Raw genomic sequence first — 20,441 nt, 5'->3', positions numbered from 1 at the left:
CAGAAAATATGGTACTTTGAGCTGTTTTTCTAGAACCCACAAGCATCAATGAATTAATTCTAGAACCTCATCATTTTTTACAAAGAAGGAATCAGTTGATTTTTCAGGCGATGACCGAGCTGCGGCAAGAATCACAGGGAATTGATGTTGTTACCATGGTGAATAAACTGATCGGACACATGCAAGAGATTGGCGGCGCAACCTATTTGACAACTCTAGCTGTTAGTTGCCCGACCACGGTTCACCTTGAAGAATATCAAAGAATCGTCCTCGAACAATTTAAGCTCCGCGAATGTAAACGTGCCGCAGCGGGATTTTTAAGCAGTGGAACAATGGAAGACGCGGAGGGTTTCTATCAGACTTTTATCAAAATACAAGAAATTGGATTGACTCAAAATGAAACGAAACAGGCTCATATGATGACTGTTTTTGATGAAATATTTGAGAAGCAAGGTGACCTGAATGGGATTGATACCGGCTTTCAATCGCTCAATCAAATGACAAATGGCTGGGCAAAGACGGACTTGATTATTTTAGCAGCCCGACCATCAATGGGAAAAACAGCATTTGCCTTGCAACTGGCGATGAATTGTTGTCTAAAAGGGGGGCGTTGTCGATGTCTTTTCCCTAGAAAATGCCGAAAATACAGCTCGCGAAAAGAATCCTAAGCAACATCACCAGAATTGATGGGGGAAAATGGAAAAATCCATATATGTTCTTTACCGAGGAAGACCAAGAAAAAGCTGTAACGGCTCTTGGTGTCTACAATCAATGGAATCTTCACCTTCATGATCATCCTCGAAGAACGGTAGCCGACATAAGGGCCCAAATTCAGAAAACACGACGGGAATATCCTCATGATGACTATCTCGTGGTGATTGATTACCTCCAGCTCATTACCATTACTGGGAAGCATGATCGGTATGACCTTGCCATTAAAAGTGTGACAAGTGAGTTGAAACAGATTGCCAGGCAGTATGAGGTTCCGGTTATTCTCCTTTCTCAACTCTCTAGAGGAGTGGAACAAAGAATGGACAAGCGCCCGAAAATGTCTGACCTCCGCGACTCCGGTAGCATCGAACAAGACGCCGATTTAATCATGCTTCTATACAGAGACGAATATTACAACAAAGAGAATGAAGAAAACAAGTTCATTGAAGTCGATATCGCGAAACAACGAAATGGGGCAGTGGGGATTGTGAAGCTGATGTTTGAGAAGGAGTTTGGGAGTTTTGTGGATGTGTATGGGGAGAAGTCAGATGAAAGAATTCAGAAGGTAGATATTCTCAGGGTGCGAGCGGGAAAGAGATGTAAGAGTAGTGTCTTGATTAATTTATAAGACTAAGACTGTAGTCTGAAAATTAAATTCCGCGTTAATTCCAATGGATTCAAAATTTTACATTTTGCCCTTCCTTGTTTTGTACCTTTTATTTCCTTAAATCATATTATGGTTTGAAAACACAAAGATACTGAATTCTTTGAGGAGGTAAGGGTATGTATTATTTTGGAGACCCCAATTATTATGTAAATCCGTATTATCATGTAAATCCGTATCAACCAACAGAAATGTATGATCCTTATGCACAACATTATTTCGATGAGCCCTTTGATTACTCCATGCGTCAGGTTGACTTAGGAACTCGTTGGGAAGTTGAAGAAGGTGGCTGGAGAGGGGTTTGGACCCGGAGAGGGAACAGTAATGTATTTGATGGGAGATGGACGAGGCAAGGAGCAACTCCTATTACGGCTGTGTTGAGAATGACAGTACAGGATAACTTTGTTTGTATATCACGGCGTAACAGCAGTGACGGAAACAATTGTCAATATGTAGGGAGAGTTGTAGGAAATCGTGTGACAGGGACAAATGTATGTGATCGTGGAGGAGGCTCCTGGAGTGCAACCATCCAAAGAGGTCCGCAAGCTCCGGACTTAGGCAGACGATGGGAGGTTCAAGAAGGTGCTTGGAGAGCTGTCTGGACCCGAAGAGGAAACAGCAATAACTTTGACGGTAGGTGGACCAGACAAGGAGCTACGCCTATTACAGCTGTCTTGACGATGGAACAGGATGGCAATAATGTACGGATTCGCCGCAGAAATAGTAGTGACGGAAATAACTGCCAGTACACTGGCAGAATTCAAGGTAGAAATGCAAGTGGATCCTTTACCTGTGATCAAGGTGGCGGGCAATGGACAGCAAACATACGTGGCTAACGAAAAATATTACTGGAAGATTGATTGAAACCTCCTAGTAGTTTAGTAGTAGTTTTTGGAACAAAATTTGAAAATATTGAGCCTGTCTTTCAGATGAATAAAGCTGGGGGATAGGTTTTTTTCATGCTCCTTTCTAAAAATCAATAGAAAAAAGGAATAGGCAATGAAAACATCAGGGTCTATAATGTGTGAAGAGAGATATATAGATAATCAAAATAAACGAAATGACAACGACAATAAAAGGAAGCGATTACAAACAATGTGAACAACGTATTCATTACACTAATTTTTATTGAAATAAGATTTATATATAGAAAGAAGGATTCGATGAGGTTTATAGGAATTGATTTATCCGGACCAAGCAACCACAAGGATACGGTTGTTGTGGTGTTTGAGGAACGTGGGGGGCAATTGAGGTATGTCAAATGTGGGAGTCCTATGAGCGATGAAGAAATTTTAAAAGAAGTTTCAGCACAATCCCAAATAGATGAAGTCGTAATCGGCATCGACGCTCCTTTGTCTTATGAAGATGGAGGAGGGGACAGGGTATCGGATCGTGAGTTGAGAAAGTTCATTGTTGAAATTGGGATGAAACCCGGATCGATTATGCCTCCTACATTCAATCGAATGGTCTATTTAACTTTGAGAGGAATCAAACTCAGCAGAGAAATCACAACACTAGCTACACTTCATCCAATCTCTCTCGTGGAAGTTCACCCCGGTGCAGTCATTGGCTCAAGATTATCGCAAAAGGAGTTGGACTATGTTTTAGCATATAAAAAAGACTTGGAAGCCAGGAAGGTTCTTCTAAGGTGGCTAGAGCAACAACACCTGATAGGAATTCCAGAAACAGCAGCTGAACAAAGCCATTCGATTGATGCCTGTGCAGCGGCTTTAGGTGTATGGCATTGGAAGAACTCAGAGTTCACTCCAAAATGGAAATTCCCTGCTAAACCGCCTTTACATCCTTTTGATTATTGTTGCTAATGATAACAAATTCCTTAAATAGATAGCTTAAGCGGGAGTTTATCTAAGGACATCGGTGAGGGCGAAGATAAATTAATGGTTTCATTTGCGAAATTGAATTTCTATACGCTTATAGATAGAAAAGGGGAAAGGAGTTAGACAGTAATCTAACTCCTATTTAATATACCTTCATTAGTTAATCTAACATGAAAATCCAAAAAAAATTTGTATGTGATCCTTTATCATAATGAGTGAAAATAAACTGACTTTAAGTAAGGTGGGTTAAATAAGGGTTAAAAATTATTTTAGTATAAGTAGATAAAATAAGTTTTCCATTTCGGTAAGCATGAATAAAGCATTATTCTACAACAAATCTTCAATTTGTTCATAAATATATTCTTTACTCAACCACCAAGCTTGTTTTGTCATATAATCATCTTTAAAATTTTCTTTTTCACTCTCTGGACGATTTATCCATTTTGCTGGGCGGGGTAATTTCCTAGAATTATTCATTAATTTCTTTGTAGATATACCTTTATCTAATACGTCTTTATAGTATTTTGGTTTGTATTGAGATTTTTGGGCATCAGGGCGTAGATGTAATATATCATCAAGAGATGGTTTAATAAAATTATTTTCAATTATAATTTTGTTATTTTCATTTTTGGTAAAAGTTAGTTCAACACCGTTTTTTAGTTTATCAACTTCTGTTTTCCAAACTTCTTTTACTGGTCCATCTATGTCAGAGGGTGGCATGTTCCAAAATTTAGCGCCTATTAAAAAGATTTTTTCAGGATTTGTTTTGTACGATTCACTTCCACTTTTTTTATTATTAAAATCATTAAAAACTAGCAGCAGAAATTTTTGTCTATCTAAAAAATCATACACTTTAGATTCTTCCCAAGACTCATCTACCAGTTCTATAAATGAAGGAATTCCCATGAATTTAAAATGCTCTTTTGGTTGCCCCTTTCTTAAAGTAACCGTTTTTAAACTAATTTCTGCTTTTTCGATTTCTTCAGATGTAACTTCATCTTTAGTGGTTGGCAAATTAAGAATTCCACGGATTATCATGTTATTGATATTTTTTTGTGTCTGACTTTTATCTACTTTGATACCAAGTTTATGAATCAATTCACTTTGTTTCATACCGTAATAGGGAGTGAAGCGGGAGACAATAATTTCCTCAAGAGTTTTATTTTCTAGCTCACTAACATCTTTTACAATACTATTAATTGCTTCGGTATGGTCTTGTCCAATTATATGATTATTTATAAGTTCATTGATGAATTTTGATTTAAATGAATAGGCTCTAGGCTTTGCAGGAACATTTGTATGCTTCTGTTTTGTAAAATCATCACCAGTTGCTGACTTTGTACATGCTCCTAGATAATTTGTTAGCCCTTCTGATAATTGTTCTGCTTTCCCATAGTTTATATATTCAGATATTTTTTTCCAGTCCTGCTTGATGATTTCTAAATCTTTCTCAGGTATTTCAATTACAGTATCTTTAGGTAAGCCAAAATCTTTTAATTCTTTCATTGAAAGTAGATTTGCATATAATACTCGAAATTTTGTTTTATCTTCAATCATTTTTCCGCTAGAAATTTTTTTCTTATGCGAAACATCCCGTCTATAATATTGAATTAATTCAATTAGTTTATTCTTATGCCAAAATGAACTTTGTTCAAATGTTTTACCATATTCATTTTGGTAATTAATTTTATTTAAAACTAGTCTCTCCCCAGCTATAAATTTTGTGACTTTTTTCTTTTTAGTTTGTTTGTCTATGGGGGTAACTTTTAATTCTACTCCAGCTTCTGGAAAATCGGGTTCAGCATAATTGTCTGCTGGATGGTCAAACCAGACTTGCTCAATTACATTGCCTGGATAAGATTTATTTTTCACATTCTTAGTGCCCTTTACATCAATCTCTCCAAGCGTTTTTCCAACCGCTTCTAATGCTCTTTTATGTACTTTCTCCTTTGTATCATAGACACTACTCAAATCATTCCACTCCTCCAATATAACGAACAAAATTTTAAAAATATAGTATATCAATGACTTGGCATTAGATAAACATATAGGTTGTAATTAGTTAATAAATATAGAAATCCTCTTCGGGTGGGAGAACAGCATTACATAATCAATCGGGTAGTATAGGTTATTCTCTAGCTCTTTATTTCGAAGATAATATACTGCAGAATGATCTTAATTTTATCTAAAACATGAGAAGTAGAAAAATCAATTTTCAATCGGTTGATCATAACCAATCATCGTAATCACCAAACGCTCACCAGCTCGTAGTTTGCCGCTTTTTAACCTCTCATAAGGAGTTCCTTCAGTTCTACGCCTGCTTTGAAAAAATCTGCTTGTTGGTCACTATTGGCTTTAGTAGCCAAAATAAATCTCTTCAAGAAGATTCCCTAATCCACCTTTTCGTCTCGGGTTCCCATATTTGTCGATAATTTCTGCTTTAATATCGTAACTTAAAGCCGCCTCTTCTATTACATCCATAAACGTATTCCAGATGAGTTGTTGACCATATTGTTCAATGCTTAAGGGATCTGTTTCATCATAAGGGGTGAAGCTTTCCGTCATTTTAATCCATTCATTTCGCTTTCTATCTATGTTGGACTTATGTCAATTTTATAAATAGGTTAGAGGGGCTTTCCAGTAAGGATTCCTCAAAAACTGAGCTTCTATAGTATTCTAGAAGTTCAACGCTGTAACCGAATATACTCATCCCTTAGCCACGCCTCTGACTGCTGGCTTTTACAATAAGGCTTATTCCGATACACAACAAAATGGAAGAGTGCGAGTTGTTTGAGGGTGTTCTTTTGGATGACGATATTGATTGGGGTTTCGGCTAATCTTTCTGTGTAGAAATAATAGTGTGTGGAATCAGGATGGATGGTGTGTAGCTTTCCAAATTGTTTTTCGTGAATGATAGCCGTAGCCTCTAGTTCAACTGTTTTTTCGTTTATTTGAAATGAATTGTTCAGGTAATCTAGTAGCTGCTTACGCGAAATCAGCATCACTTCAGTTGTTTTTATATTATTTACCTCTAATTCTTTTAAATCAACATCGTCTCGTTTGGGCCAGACTAATAAGTAATATTGCGTTTCTTTCGTTTGATCAAATAACCAACCTGGTTTCCATATTCCATTTTTCTTGTATTTCACCTCGAAAGCAAACGTTGGGAGTGGGGGATTATAGTGAAGCTGAGCTTTCTCATCAACAATATATGGTTGATTGTTTGCAGTAAAAACAACATCCATGCCACGGTGTTGTTGGTCTAAATCAGTGATTCTTTGAAAGCGATGAATGTTCAATTTTGGATAGAAATACTGATCTAGAAAATCGGCTACGACACTTTCAGTTTTTTTATCTCCTTTATACTGACTTTTCATTGCACCCACTTTATCAACCTCATTTACCATTTATTTTTAACATGTTAGCAAGAGAATCTAAGATGAGGAGACGCAATATCTAAATATTACCATAACTTCCAAACTCAGAATATAGATATTCTTTGACGATTACTTCACACGACCATCAAAAAAGGTTAGCCGTAAGAACATCCTTTTCTCCTATCCCGATAATCCTAGGCTTAGGGAAAAAGGTATATTATAATGGAAATATGTGCTATTTCGACAGTTTTTTTAGAAAGGGGATTCATCGTGGATCAACGGATTGAATACTCGTATGTGATGTTTGCTGATTCTTCCGAAATTGAACGGGAAAAGGACTTGCTGTACCGTTTGCTCAAGCAGGGCATCAAAGTTCTGTTATTTACGAATCGGGAACTACATTTATCGATACCAGAAGAAGAACTAACGGCTTTTCAAAAGGCGAAGCTGTTTCACCTAATGATTGCCGATACTCCAATAGAGGAAAAGATTGTGATTGAAGATGGTCAACCCTCTGAGGGCTTAAACAAAATTGTAACCGCTTTTCCGAGATTTAATATCGAACAATATAAAATAGAACATGCTCCTTTCGAAGAGAATATCATGGTTAAGGCTGGAGCGGGGACTGGGAAAACAACGGTGATGGTCGACCGTGTTCTGTTTCTTTTATTAAAAGCAAAAGTAAAGCCATCGGAGATTGTGATGATTACCTTTACAAGAGATGCGGCGCAAAACATGTTAAAAAAGTTAAGAGAGCAAATGCTTTTGCGTTCGAAGGCGACAGGAGCGACCGTTTTCCTGACTTTGCTCGAACAATTAAACGAAATGAACATCAAGACCATCCATTCTTTTTCGAAAGCGCTGTTAAAAGAGCTTGGTTCTCTACGTGGATTTGGATTGAACCTTCAGCTTCGTAGTTTTAAAACGGAAAAGAAAGCGTGGATTGAGGAAGAATTAAATGATTATTTCGAAGCGGAGCTAGCTAAAAAGCATTTGACGATTGAAGCAATGATTAGCCCATTAAGATTTTATGAGCTGATTGATACTATCTATGATTTCTGGGAAAAGTTCGAACAAAAGGGATTTTCATCGGAAGAAATCAAGAACGTGGATTTTGGTCAGGCATCTCCTGGTCATGAACGGTTGAATGATTTGCTGCAAACCCTGATACGGAAGGTCGAGGAACGGTTTACTCGTGAAAAAGAGATTCAAAATGCGGTCATGATGAATGATTTAACACGACAAATTGATCTAATCAGAAAAAATTATGGAGCGGAAGCTTTTAAATCATTATCCACGAAAATATCTTATTTATTTGTGGACGAGTTTCAGGATAGTGATGATGTACAGATTCGCCTGATTGCGACCATTCAGGAGGCATTCGCATCAACTCTTTTAGTCGTTGGAGATACAAAGCAATCGATTTACCGTTTTAGAGGAGCGAATCATACGGCCTTTGACCTTTTAAAGAATGCTCTGAGTGGGCGCAGGATATCAATCAATGATGAAGATTATTATTTAAATAAAAACTATCGTACCACTGTGGAATTATTAAACCAAATGGATTCCTTTTTTACATGGTGGGGGGAGGAAGAGTTCCTTCAATATCATGGTGAGAAAGACCGTTTGGAGGGCATGAAACATGGGCAGGAAGAAGAGCCTTTAGTGCTATTGAATAAGCGCGAAGATACAAAGGAAAATATGAAGACCAATATTATGCCGTTTATCAAAGAACGTTTTAAGGATATCCAAAAGCTCAATGCCTCCTCAAAGCCTGGGGATGAGCCAGAGCAGCTTGCTGTATTAACGCGAACAATTGATGAGGCAAGAATGGTGAATACTTGGTGTGTGAAAGAAGGCTTACCTACGAAGCTAAAGGTTGGGGGCGGATTTTTTCTTTCAAAGGCCGTGCGGCAGTTTCATTCTTTGGTTCTTGCTTTGCTGTTTCCAAATGACGGCAAGTACATCGCAAATCTATTAGATGGTCCATATGGACAGGTACAGACGCATATGTTGCCCAAACTACTTGAAGCAGGACGATATTCCACTAAAACGGTTGAACTCCTTAAGGAAGCTACATCGTTTCCGTTTGAGAAATATCAAAACCAATTAAGTTTTCAACCTGTATTGGCTGTGTTGCGGACGGTGATTCAAGATCGTAAGCCATATAACTGGGTTTACTCTCGAAAGTTAGATGAACTTCGGGAAGCTTATGGAGAAGAATACCCTGAGGAAAGGCTAATCAAAGAGGCACAGGATGAGACACGAAAGTATGAGCTTACTGTTGGAAAATTATTTGAGATGCTCCACCAGCGCTTTTCCGAGGATTTTCTTTCATTGAATCAAATTGCGGAATGGCTGCATATCCAAATTGCTACCAACCGTGACGAAGAAGAAGTTGATTTTGAACATAGTAGTGGCGGGTTGGATCATGTACATATCTTAACGGCACACCGGGCTAAAGGTCTTGAGTACCATACCGTGATCTTGCCATTCACTGAAAGGCCATTTACTTCTTCGTTTAGTAAAATTATTTTTGATGATAAAAAAGAATTGGCAGGCTGGGCAATCCAAAAGCCAGGCTATGAAATCCGTCATAATCAATATTTTACTCATCTTTCTTCTCATGATGAACAAGAGTCGATTCGGGAGGAAACTAGGCTTTTGTATGTGGCCATGACACGAGCAAAACACAATCTTATTTTAATTCGTAATTTAAAAAATGACGCGTTTTATTGGACCTGGTCCAAACTACTGACACAATATAGATAGGGGGATGAAAGTGAGTGGGAATGTCAGCGTTTTAACTTATGAAAATCCTTATACCTTTGCGCAAAAACCTGAGTTCCAGCCATATGTCAACTGTCCGCAAATCTGTGCTACACAATCCTTGAAGTTCGGTGTGAAAGAGGGCATTGGTCTTGAAAATGTGACCTCAGCAGGAGAAATTGTTGATCTATTTTACCCAAATTGGAATTTTTCTGAGAACCGATTTATTCAGTATGCACAGCTTTCTGACATCTTACGAAACTGGAGCGATGCTCGTCACCCTAAGGTGATCCGTTCCTTCAAACGAAATAAACTAAATCTATTGATTACGATGAGAAACTTCACCGAGATGGGCATAACGCCGGACGATTTACGGCCGCACACGACAAAGGTAGAGGAAGAGTTGTTCTGTGATCTCTGGGATAAATTATTGCCTTCTTTTGCCGATGATATGGCGAGAGCAAAGGGAAAGATCATGACTCTTGAGCAGGTTCGGGCTGTGTTTCAAAAAGCAGAAGTACCTATAGTCAACGATACAGTCGTGCTTCATGGATTCTATTATATTTCACCTGTTCAGCATTACTTATTTACGAAGTGGAAAGAACTGGGCATCAAGCTTGTTTTTCTAAATTTATATCATCGTGATTATCCGGCCGTTTTTTCTTTCCTCGATGAAAACTTCTCAGAGACCTATGGCTGGGCAAGTCGGGAAGACTGGACAATGATGCGGGATGAGGAATCTTTCAATGGTCTTCATTTTGCCTCGCGTTTTCAAGGGAATAGCGTTTTGCCATTAAATCGGGAAACCATTACGGAAAAGCCCTATGAGTATATGGTTGAATTTGTCGATGATTTAATAGAGGATGTACATTACGTCTCTCCGAATAGGGACGAATTAAAAGAGCGGATTCGTGAGTTCCGTCCAAACTCTTTCTTAAAAGAGCGTCATTTTCTTGCTTATCCGATTGGGCAGTATCTTTTTCACCTCCATTCTGTATGGGATGAGGAAGAACAAAATTATATACTAACGGACAAAATTTTAATGGAATCGTTTGCTTCTGGATGGTTGGAGTCTAAGGGGGAGAATGCTCGGGATTACACGGCGCATCTTAAGTCTGTTCTTCCCTACTTTACAAATTGTCGAACCGCTGATGAGTGGCTGAATCAATTTGAAACGTTGATGGAGGCGAAGCGATCTTCTATTCAGGCTTTTAAAAAATATAGCTTAAAGAGAAATGATTTTATGGAGGCTGTACGGGTTAGTCCTGTTTTACGATTTTCTTACTTTTCGGTGCCGATACGTGCATTGAAAAAAATGCAATTCTTTTTGCGGAAGCTCGTCGACAATGCCAAATGGTTGGTTGATATAAAGGAAGAACGAATCCAAATAAAAACGCATTTTCAACGTATTCAACAGCTTCTTGAAGATTCAAATCTTAAAAGTTCCCTGGCAAACGAGATGGAACGAAAGCTTGTCGATCAGCTAGAGGAGTTGCTCACTCAGCCGATTCATGACGAACAACGTTACCATGTCGGCGATTTATCGGATGCGATTATTGTTTTTTTACGAACAGGTTTGGAGGACCCAGAACAAAACGAAATGGGTTCACTCGACTTTCCTCCTAGTGAACCGGAGGAAGAAGGAGAGACAAGAGAAGAAGCTAATGGCAATGCTAAACAGCTTCATCTCTATAAAATGGCGGATCTCGATGGGCTCATTTTACGTGAGGATCTGAAAGAGTTGCATTTATGTGGGATGGATGAACAGCATTTCCCAGAAACCGCAACGCCAATGCCTTGGCCATTATCTTTTGAATTAATCGCCAACTTACAAAACCGTTCTGCTGATATGTATGTTTTCCGCAAACGTCATTCTTTAGCATTCTCACGGTATTTATTTTATGTAGCGTTATGTTCGAAGCAAAAGCTTTGTTTATCATGGGTAAAGAATTGGAATGAATTTAGGAATCTTGATCCATCGATTTATATTCAGGTTCTTGACCTTGAATTAGATAATGAGGGAAGTAAGGGTCAGTATGAGTACATCGAACCAACCACTACTCCCGAAGATGTAGAGATTTCAACCATTCAAAAACGCCTAGGAGCGCTCCCGCAAGAAGAATTTGCGGAGATGAGTATTTGTAAATTGCGGTTTTCCTATAGCACGTTAGTGGACGGCTTTTCTAGCTTCCACAGCCATTTTCATCAAGGTTTTTTAATTGGAAACTTGGTGAAAATTTATGCGTCAATAGGAAAGACGAAAACGGAGATTATCGAGATGCTGGAGACGATGTTTCCCTATCAGACGGAAATTAGTTTAAGGACGATTGTTGATCAGAATATGAATGAGGACTATGTAGCTGGGATGCGAAAATATGGTCTTGGCAAGCGGCGCAAGTTCAATGAAATTGATTATCCGGAAAGCATGCTTTATTTTCAATTTCTGACCCATCGAGGGGCATTTCAGAACGAACGATGGCAGTCTGCCTTTTCACCGCCATCTGGAATCAGAAGGCAGAAAGTTGAATTAATTCAACAAATGGCGAACCAAAAAGGCGTGTTGGCTGAAGCCACTCCTTCAGAATTCTGTAAGCTTTGTCCGCATGAGGCCTATTGTGAAGAGGCTTATTATGCAGTTGATATTTCAAAAAAGGGATTTGATGATCATGATGCAGCAGGAGTCTAGCTCGAATAAACAGAAGTTTGATTATGCTTTTTCGATTCTGTCTGAGGCACTCGAACATCCTCCTAGTATTGAGGCAGATATTTCAGACCAGACAGCTCAATTCCTTCGCAATATTGAATTAAGTGAGGAGCAAGAGAAGGTAGCGAAAATGAGTTCCACCCACTTGCTTGTAAAGGGATCGGCAGGGAGTGGGAAAAGCATCACGCTCCTAACGAGAATGATGCAAAAGATGTCTGAGGATTTCGGAAAGAAGTTCTTGTTTGTTTCGTTTAATCAAGAGCTCGTGAAGGATGCGGAAAACCGTTTTAAGCAGTCTGAATATTATGAGCAGCTCAAGAGTCACCATCATACAATCCATTTTTATACCTTCCATGAGCTTGCTTTTCATTTATTAAAACCAATTCGTAAAGTACGGCGTTTCCAGACGAGTCACTATAACCTTAATCGCAATGAAGACAATGTTCGCGGTACAATGCTACGGTTAATGGATTTACTCGAGACAGAGGAATTTAAGAATCTCCCAAGCATCCATACGATAAAAAGGACAAGAAATACAGCCTTTCTTTATGATGAATTTTCCTGGATGAAGGGGAATGGCTTTATTACGCTCGAAGATTATTTGAACTGTGAACGAGTCGGGCGTGGGAAGCTACCCAACGTGTCGGTCAAGCAGCGACGTACGATTTTTAGGCTGTTTGAATATTACCGAGAAGATCAGAAGAGGGACTTTTATAATCGGATTGACCGTGAAGATTATGCTTTGCTCGTGATGGAGAATCTACATCGAATCTTAAACAAGGATAAATATGATCATATTTTTATTGATGAAGTTCAAGATTTGCAGCCTATGCAACTGCGAGTACTGGTCAACATCAATAAAGGTACCCTAACGTTAAGTGGTGATGAGCGGCAACGTATTTATAAAAGCAGCCCTTTTTCCTATCGGGCCCTAGGAATTAATGTTCAAAGTGGAAATAATGTTGTGTTGAAACGGAACTGGAGATCGACTTATCAAATCATGAAACTGGCGAACTCCCTTCAGTTTTCTCGTTCTCAAGAGGACTCCAAGTACGATGATGAAAAATATTTCCCGAGACAAGGAGATAAACCTATCATTCAAGCTTTTCCGGACCATACAAGAATGCTCACTACGGTTGGGGGCAAAATTATGGAATTGCACGAAAAAGAACCAAAGGCAACCTTTGCAGTTATTCATCGGCAGCATAATACACAACAAGAACAACATATGAGAACCTATCTTGGACGATTCTTTTCTATTAATACCTACATTAAAAAAGTGGATGGACCGATGGAAGAGAGGAAGAGAGGACCTGAGGTTTTTTTCCTAGAAGCGAAAACAACGAAGGGTCTTGAATTTGATTATGTGTTCATCATCGATTTTCATAAAGACTTTTACCCGCATCGAGATGAAATTGAAAACTTAAAAAAGAAAAAGACCGTCACTTCAAAGGACTTTGATGAAGATAAAAAAGAAATTGAAGAAAAAGAAAAACGAATTCTCTATGTTTCCTTAACTAGAACAAAGCAAGCCGTGTTTCTTTATTTTGCGACACAAAGAGAGCCAGAGGAGACGATTTCTTCCTTTGTGAAGGACTTCAATCCGCATGATTATGAAGCGAAGGGGTTTCGGAAAACGATGGTATAAATAATGGAGAGGAACTTATCTATTTTATGGGTAAGTTCCTTTTCTTTTTTAGTTTGTGGCAATCTAGCATCAAAAAAATTCTAAAAAGAGATAGAACAAATGTTTCTGTTTGGGTATAATAATAGGTAAGGATAGATGTCTTAAGTGAATAGTGCTTTTATAATTTGTGCCAACATGCCATTCTAGGGTTCTTTTTTTATAATATTTAAAACTTATTTTCGAACTGAATTTAGCTAGTTTTTATGATAAGATAATCTAATGTAACTCTTAAAGGTATGGAGAAGAAGTTTTTCTTAAAATGTTTTTAGAAATCTTCATTAGTTATTGGAAGGTCCGTGACTAGATGAACTTTTACGATATTTAGTATCCTATTTCTGGTATAAACCATCCCGAAAGGATGTACGTTCATGTTGAAAGTAATAGAATTATTCGCCGGAGTTGGCGGTTTTAGACTTGGCCTAGAGGCGACAAAAGGCTTTGAAGTCGTATGGGGGAACCAATGGGAACCTTCAAAGAAGGCCCAAGATGCTTTTGATTGTTATGCAAGGAACTTCGAGGGAAAAGGGATTCACTCGAATGAAGATATCGCGACAGTTAACGTATCTAATTTAATCGATCTAAATCCAGAAGTGATTGTGGGCGGATTTCCATGTCAGGATTATTCTGTTGCTCGAAGTCTATCAGGCGAAAAAGGAATTCAGGGGAAGAAGGGCGTTCTTTTTTGGGAGATTATGAGACTGGCAAGGGAAATTAGACCAAAATACTTGTTGCTGGAGAATGTCGACCGTTTATTGAAATCCCCTGCTAAACAACGAGGAAGAGACTTTTCTGTTATGTTAGCTAGTTTCAATGAAGCTGGATATTCGGTAGAATGGCGGGTTATTAACGCTGCAGAATATGGTTTTGCTCAAAGACGGCGCAGAGTGTTTATCTTTGCAGTTCGAAATGATAGTCCGTATATTCACACTCGTAAAATGATTGGGCATTCAAGGATGTTAAGGCAGGACGGATTTTTTGCTGGAGCATTCCCTGTCACAGATGAAATTTCGAAACATAAGTCGAGTGAATTTGAATTATCATCAGACCTTGTTTTTGTTTCTGACCATTTTTCAGCTAAATATAATAACGCAGGAATCATGCGAAATGGTGTAGTATATACGGAAGAACTTATCTCAAATGAGGAAAAGCCTACAACCTTAGCGGAAATTATTGAATCCAATGTGGATGCCAAATACTATCTCTCCAAAGATGCTATTGAGAAGTTCAAATATTTAAAAGGTCCTAAAAAAATTGAACGGACATCTGCGAGCGGACATAAATATACTTTCTCCGAAGGTGGAATGTCGTTTCCAGAACCGTTGGACAAGCCTGGCCGAACCATGCTTACAAGTGAAGCCACGACCAATCGAAGTAGCCACGTTATTGAAGATCCGGAAACAAAACAAATCCGTGTCTTAACGCCAGTTGAATGTGAACGTCTCAACGGCTTTCCAGATAATTGGACAGCGGGAATGTCTGAACGGATGAGATATTTCTGCATGGGAAATGCCCTAGTCGTTGGGTTGATTGAGCGCATGGGTCAACGAATTCTTGAGGTTGAAGAGGAAGATAAGAAAGCTGTAAGCGATCAACCACAGCAATTGAGTCTTTTTTAAAATGCTTGAATATAATGTAGTTAGAAAATCCTTAGCCATTTTGGTTAAGGATTTTTCTTTTGATTTTAATCCATTTTACCACCTCCACACAAACTGAAAATGCAAGAACTTCTTCTATTAGTAGGTATGGTGATATCCAATTTTTCATCGACCAAGTTGTCATGAATCAACAAACAAGAGGAGCAACATGAAAAAAGATAAAGAAACAGAATTGATATAAATATTCCGAATAATTTTATATAATAAAAGATAAAAAAGATTTCTTCAGGTCGCAATCCTGTTGGTAGGAAAGGAGCTTTGGGCTATGAATCAATCAAATAAAGAGAACTTCGTTGATACAAAGTCAGTGAAGGAAATAAAAGCAGATGGATCTTTTAATCGGCAAGTAAACCGGTTCACCACCCCGTTTGGAACGAGTGAGGGGGAACTTCCGGTGGAAGCGGGCCGGTATCGTCTTCTCTGGTCAGCAGTTTGTCCTTGGGCCCATCGGTCCATAATTGTTCGAAAGGTTCTTGGTTTGGAAGATGTCATCAGTTTGGGCACAGCAAGCCCCATGCGCCCAAACCTTCCGCATGTGGATTGGGAATTCTCGTTGGATGAGGGTGGGGTCGACCCGGTATTAGGGATTCGATTTTTAAGTGAAGTGTATAAAAATGTGGATGCTGATTATGAGGGTCGACCAACGGTTCCAGCCATCGTGGATATAAAAGAACGAAAAGTCGTCAACAATGACTATTTTAAATTGACGAATTACTTTGAAACGGTTTGGGCTCCATTTCATAAAGAAAATGCTCCTGATTTATATCCTGAGGACCTAAGAGAAGAGATTGACGCATTAAATCATGTGATTTTTCACGATGTAAACAATGGAGTATATAAATGTGGATTTGCCCAAACACAAGAAGCCTATGAACAAGCATACGATACACTGTTTACTAGATTAGATGATTTAGAGAAACGCCTATCCAATCAGCGGTTTTTGTTTGGCGATTTTATTACAGATTCAGATGTCCGCTTTTATGCCACATTGATTCGTTTTGATGTTGCTTATTATTCAGCTTTTAAAACAAACCGGAATCGGATCATTGATTTTCCTAACCTTTGGGGTTATTTGTGCGATTTGTACCAAACGGAAGGCTTTGGCGATACCACAGATTTTCATGCAATCAAGGTGCATTATCACTTATCGAATCACCTTTCAAGTGATGATCAAAAAGGTCACAACAACATTTTACCGAAAGGGCCAGATTTATCAGGACTGCTTTCTCAACATAATCGCCTTCGTTTAAGTCAAACTGATTCTAAATTTCTAATAAACTAATGTGGAAGGAGAAGGTAACTTGATAATAATACGTGATGCTAAAAAAGAGGAGATCCCTTTTATACGGGAACAAAGAGTCAGAGCCTATGAGGACCATGTAGCGAAAATCCCTCAAGGTCATTGGCAAGAATTGAAAAAGGCCATTCAATCTGAGGCTGATACTGATCCGAGTGTTGATTTAATTGTTGCTGAAACCAATGGAAAACTTGTTGGCAGTGTTGCATTGTTTCCGTCAAAAATGGATGCCTATGATGGAAAAATAGATGAATTGGATTATCCTGAAATCCGCATGCTTGCAGTTGCTCGTGAAGCGCGCGGGAAAGGTGCAGCAAAGAGTTTAATCAATGAATGCATGAAAAGAGCGAAAGCGAAGGGGTATCAATCGATTGGCTTACATACTGGTGAGTTTATGCATGATGCGAGAATGCTCTATGAAAACCTAGGATTTGCACGAGTCCCAGAGTATGATTTTGTCCCTGCAGAGGACGGAATAAAAGTATTAGCCTTTAGACTTTCTCTTTAGTGAGGTAAGTGTGTTCCTCTTGTATATAGGTTAATGGTCGTGAAAGATGCTCTTGAATTCGAATAGAAATTAAATCTATTCATATAAATTATTTTGCATAGTTAAGAATTTTACCATTTCAATCACCTCTCTTTCTTGAAATAGTCTATGTAAGGCTGCTTTGTTATGTATAGTTAGGAGACTAAGAACTCTCAATTTAAACAATTGAATTAATATAAGGTATGAATTAATGATTATTATAAAAATAAAAGGAGGATGGAAATGAATCGAGGAAGGCAAAAATGATGATGCATTCTCTAACAAAGAAAGCGGTGTTGTTTCTACAGCTTGTTGCTTCTGGTAAAGTTCGAGAAGGATATATCCGATAAATAGGTCCGTGTTTTTGCCACCATAACCCTTATTTTCGTGGAGATGCAGATTTTGAAGCGAGGAAAATAATGCATCCAAGAATCTGATAAGATAGGGGAAGCAATTCCATCATTATCCGCATCCCTACCAATTTTATAACTTCTATAGGAACAAAGTTTAAAAACAGCCTTCTTTAAAAAAGTGTTGCCTACTTTAAGTTACGAACGGATTTGAGTTGAAGAAAACCGCCTTAATGGTGGTTTTCTTATTTGTTACAGTATTCTGTCTGCCAGTAGCCTATTGGATTAGATGTTCCATTAAGAAAAACGCCTTAATGACAAGGCGTTCTACACGAAAATTCATCTAGGATTCTACTTTATGTTCCGATTTCTTTACCCTTTGCTTGCAGAAGCTTTTCTTTTTCTCTCAATTCTTTAAAAGACTTGGTTTCCGCGACCACCACACCCGAAAGCATGAGAAGACCAATCAAGTTCGGAATGGCCATTAATCCATTGAACACATCAGCAATGGTCCAAACAAGACCTAAGTTCATTCCAGCGCCAATGAGGACGGTAGCGACATAAACAAGGCGGTAGAGGAGAATGGAACGATCACCAAAGAGATAAGAAAAACATTTTTCCCCGTAGTAGGCCCATCCTAATACAGTGGAGTAGGCAAAGAAAATGATGCCAATGGTCACGATCCAACCGCTACCGGGAAGAAGGCTGTTAAATGTTTCTGTTGTTAAAGCAGCGCCTGTTAAGTCTCCACCGATATAGAGGTTCCCCATAACAAGAGCAATTCCTGTGATGCTACAAACCACGATGGTGTCTAAAAACGTACCGGTCATGCTGATTAGTGCTTGCCTGCCAGGGTGGTCGGTTTTTGCGGCGGCAGCTGCGATTGGTCCTGAACCCATCCCGGCTTCGTTTGAAAAGACACCACGGGCAACTCCGTAACGAATAACCGCTCCAATCGCACCGCCTGCAACCGCTTGACCAGTAAAGGCATCCGAAAAGATTAAGGAAATTGCAGAAGGAAGAAGGTCCAAGTTCGTCAAAATTAAGGTCAAACCACCTAAAACATAAAAAATAGCCATGATTGGAACAAAGAAAGAAGAGACTTTCCCGATACTCTTAATTCCACCTAAAATCACGAGAGCCGTGAAAATCGTCAACAAAACACCAGTGATCCAAGGATTTAATCCAAAACTGTTCTCAACAGCTGCTGCGACAGAATTGGATTGAACACTGCTTCCGATTCCAAACGCGGCTACACTTCCAAAGAAAGCGAATAAAACAGCTAACCATTTCCAACCGAGTCCTTTTTCGATGTAATACATCGGTCCGCCAGACATTTGACCGTTTGCCCCGACAGTACGGTACTTCACCGCTAAGATGGCTTCAGCGTATTTTGTGGCCATTCCTACAAGAGCGGTCATCCACATCCAAAAAACCGCACCAGGTCCGCCCAACACGACGGCTGTAGCCACACCAGCGATATTACCGGTCCCAATCGTCGCTGCAAGTGCGGTCATAAGGGACTGAAAATGCGAAATATCTCCTTCTGATGTTCTGTCTTGCTTACGAGAAAAAGCTAGTTTCAAGGCATAAGGCAAACTCGTAAACTGGTAAAAACCCAAGCGGAAGGTGAGTAAAATCCCAGTACCAACCAACAAGATAAGAGTAGGAGGGCCCCAGACAATACCGCCTAACCAATCTAAAAACTCTTTCATTTCATCCCCATCCCCATCCTCTGTTTTGTGTGTTCATTCGTAGGAAGAACATTGTCTACATTTATTCTGAAAATTGACTTTGTTTAAATTATAAAGAAGTTCGATGAGGAGAACAAGAGAAGAATAAAAGATAGGAGACTAATCATGAGAAAATGCAATTATTTGAAAACCGATATGGAAGAAGAGCGGTGAAAAGTAACAACGAAAATATATAGATTGATTTTGAATCTAAGATTAAATTCACCTGTTAGTAACACAAAAAAGAACCACTAAGGTCCAGTAAGTTCTTTTTAATGATTTTTTCAGCAAGCTCGTGACCAATACGTAATTGTTCGAAATGATAATCTGGTCCAATGATGTCTCGTAAATTTTCAAGTAAAAAAACATTGGGGCAAGGGGGAGTGAACAGTCTCATTTGCAACCATTGTAGCTTATATATTTTTTTGAAGGGTAAGAAACTTGTCTACTTGTTTTTCGTAGGAACAAAAAGTTAGCGCCTCACTCCCTTCATGAATTGAGTGGGGGAGGCGCTAGAGTCTTATTGTTTCTGTTTTTCTCTATATTTTTTAATAGCATCGATTGTAGCGCCACTTGTACTTAGAATCATAGAAGTGGGTGATTAATCGTGCATGGATCCTGCTTCTCGGGAAGTCATAGCACCTTGGCCAGCACTAACGTCTTTTTGTATTTCTTGCTTTACCTTTTGTGGGTCCGTACCAGCAAATCCTGGTTTCGTCATTGAGCCCGAATTTTCCTTAGCTTGGCGATTTTGTTTCATTTTCATCCTCCTAAATGAATAGTTAACACCCTTATTGTCTTCAAAATACCCCTTAGATATCATGTTTTGCACCTTATATTTTTTTTAGGATAAAATGACAGGGGTGGGTCGACCGGAGGCGAATTTCTTGCGTATTTACCAGACTAATTCATTGAAAAGGAGAACTAGAGCTTTCAAATGAAGATCAAGAGGTTTATATATAATGAATAATACGGATAATGAATCAGATAGAAACCAAGGGGGCATCTACTAGAATTATATATTTTAAATGCTTCTATTGATTCACTAGTGGAATGGTGGCCTCTTATAAAACAGCTTCAGACAGCATTAAAACATAACTCCTCGAAAAAACTTTTTCACTAAAGTGTTG

15 protein-coding genes are annotated in these 20,441 nt (G+C 38.8%); 10 read left to right on the top strand and 5 right to left on the bottom strand.

Going from position 1 to position 20,441, the window contains the following annotated elements:
* The first annotated feature begins 44 nt into the window (after positions 1–44).
* The 4 genes from LG336_RS15600 to LG336_RS15585 all read left to right on the top strand — a co-directional run bounded on the left by LG336_RS15600 (position 45) and on the right by LG336_RS15585 (position 3,198).
* Positions 45–668, top strand: a complete 624-nt coding sequence (locus LG336_RS15600) for a DnaB-like helicase N-terminal domain-containing protein (RefSeq protein ID WP_404333183.1) — start codon at positions 45–47, stop codon at positions 666–668.
* Positions 635–1,339 carry a DnaB-like helicase C-terminal domain-containing protein gene (locus LG336_RS15595; RefSeq protein ID WP_404328407.1) on the top strand — a complete coding sequence of 235 codons (705 nt, stop codon included), beginning with the start codon at positions 635–637 and terminating at the stop codon, positions 1,337–1,339. The genes LG336_RS15600 and LG336_RS15595 overlap by 34 nt, the downstream gene beginning before the upstream one ends.
* Positions 1,340–1,494: 155 nt before the next feature.
* Positions 1,495–2,211, top strand: coding sequence for a hypothetical protein (locus tag LG336_RS15590; protein ID WP_404328406.1), 717 nt, complete (start codon positions 1,495–1,497; stop codon positions 2,209–2,211).
* A 327-nt stretch (positions 2,212–2,538) separates the two neighbouring features.
* The gene (locus tag LG336_RS15585; protein ID WP_404328405.1) at positions 2,539–3,198 is read left to right on the top strand and encodes a DUF429 domain-containing protein; all 660 of its coding nucleotides are present in this window, start codon (positions 2,539–2,541) and stop codon (positions 3,196–3,198) included.
* 342 nt (positions 3,199–3,540) lie between these two features.
* On the opposite strand, the gene LG336_RS15580 is transcribed toward LG336_RS15585, so the two are convergent.
* The 3 genes from LG336_RS15580 to LG336_RS15570 all read right to left on the bottom strand — a co-directional run bounded on the left by LG336_RS15580 (position 3,541) and on the right by LG336_RS15570 (position 6,599).
* A complete protein-coding gene (locus LG336_RS15580; RefSeq protein ID WP_404328404.1) occupies positions 3,541–5,184 on the bottom strand; it encodes a Sau3AI family type II restriction endonuclease in 1,644 nt (547 codons plus the stop codon).
* Positions 5,185–5,568: 384 nt separating this feature from the next.
* Positions 5,569–5,778, bottom strand: a complete 210-nt coding sequence (locus LG336_RS15575; RefSeq protein ID WP_404328403.1) for a hypothetical protein — start codon at positions 5,776–5,778, stop codon at positions 5,569–5,571.
* Between the two features lie 119 nt (positions 5,779–5,897).
* On the bottom strand, positions 5,898–6,599 hold the full coding sequence (locus LG336_RS15570) for a hypothetical protein (protein WP_404328402.1): 702 nt from the start codon (positions 6,597–6,599) through the stop codon (positions 5,898–5,900).
* A gap of 261 nt (positions 6,600–6,860) precedes the next feature.
* On the opposite strand from LG336_RS15570, the gene LG336_RS15565 reads away from it, so the two are divergent.
* The 6 genes from LG336_RS15565 to LG336_RS15540 all read left to right on the top strand — a co-directional run bounded on the left by LG336_RS15565 (position 6,861) and on the right by LG336_RS15540 (position 17,210).
* Positions 6,861–9,362 carry a UvrD-helicase domain-containing protein gene (locus LG336_RS15565; RefSeq protein WP_404328401.1) on the top strand — a complete coding sequence of 834 codons (2,502 nt, stop codon included), beginning with the start codon at positions 6,861–6,863 and terminating at the stop codon, positions 9,360–9,362.
* 10 nt (positions 9,363–9,372) lie between these two features.
* Complete coding sequence (locus tag LG336_RS15560) at positions 9,373–12,045, top strand: hypothetical protein (RefSeq protein ID WP_404328400.1); 2,673 nt, start codon at positions 9,373–9,375, stop codon at positions 12,043–12,045.
* On the top strand, positions 11,990–13,711 hold the full coding sequence (locus tag LG336_RS15555; RefSeq protein WP_404328399.1) for a UvrD-helicase domain-containing protein: 1,722 nt from the start codon (positions 11,990–11,992) through the stop codon (positions 13,709–13,711). The genes LG336_RS15560 and LG336_RS15555 overlap by 56 nt, the downstream gene beginning before the upstream one ends.
* Positions 13,712–14,118: 407 nt before the next feature.
* The gene (gene dcm / locus LG336_RS15550; protein ID WP_404328397.1) at positions 14,119–15,366 is read left to right on the top strand and encodes a DNA (cytosine-5-)-methyltransferase; all 1,248 of its coding nucleotides are present in this window, start codon (positions 14,119–14,121) and stop codon (positions 15,364–15,366) included.
* A 304-nt stretch (positions 15,367–15,670) separates the two neighbouring features.
* The gene (locus LG336_RS15545; protein ID WP_404328395.1) at positions 15,671–16,687 is read left to right on the top strand and encodes a glutathione S-transferase family protein; all 1,017 of its coding nucleotides are present in this window, start codon (positions 15,671–15,673) and stop codon (positions 16,685–16,687) included.
* A 19-nt stretch (positions 16,688–16,706) separates the two neighbouring features.
* Complete coding sequence (locus LG336_RS15540) at positions 16,707–17,210, top strand: GNAT family N-acetyltransferase (RefSeq protein ID WP_404328394.1); 504 nt, start codon at positions 16,707–16,709, stop codon at positions 17,208–17,210.
* A 724-nt stretch (positions 17,211–17,934) separates the two neighbouring features.
* Here LG336_RS15540 and LG336_RS15535 read toward each other — a convergent pair.
* Together LG336_RS15535 and LG336_RS15530 are read right to left on the bottom strand one after the other, a co-directional pair.
* Complete coding sequence (locus tag LG336_RS15535; protein WP_404328393.1) at positions 17,935–19,293, bottom strand: alanine/glycine:cation symporter family protein; 1,359 nt, start codon at positions 19,291–19,293, stop codon at positions 17,935–17,937.
* A 619-nt stretch (positions 19,294–19,912) separates the two neighbouring features.
* Positions 19,913–20,071 (bottom strand): hypothetical protein, encoded by a 159-nt coding sequence (locus LG336_RS15530; RefSeq protein WP_404328392.1) that lies wholly within the window; start codon positions 20,069–20,071, stop codon positions 19,913–19,915.
* Positions 20,072–20,441: the final 370 nt, after the last annotated feature.

The sequence above is a fragment of the Mesobacillus maritimus genome, assembly GCF_044803185.1.
Taxonomy (GTDB): Bacteria; Bacillota; Bacilli; order Bacillales; family Cytobacillaceae; genus Mesobacillus_B; species Mesobacillus_B maritimus_B.
The sequence above is the reverse complement of the archived record's forward strand: the minus strand, read 5'-3'. Positions and strand labels throughout refer to the sequence as shown.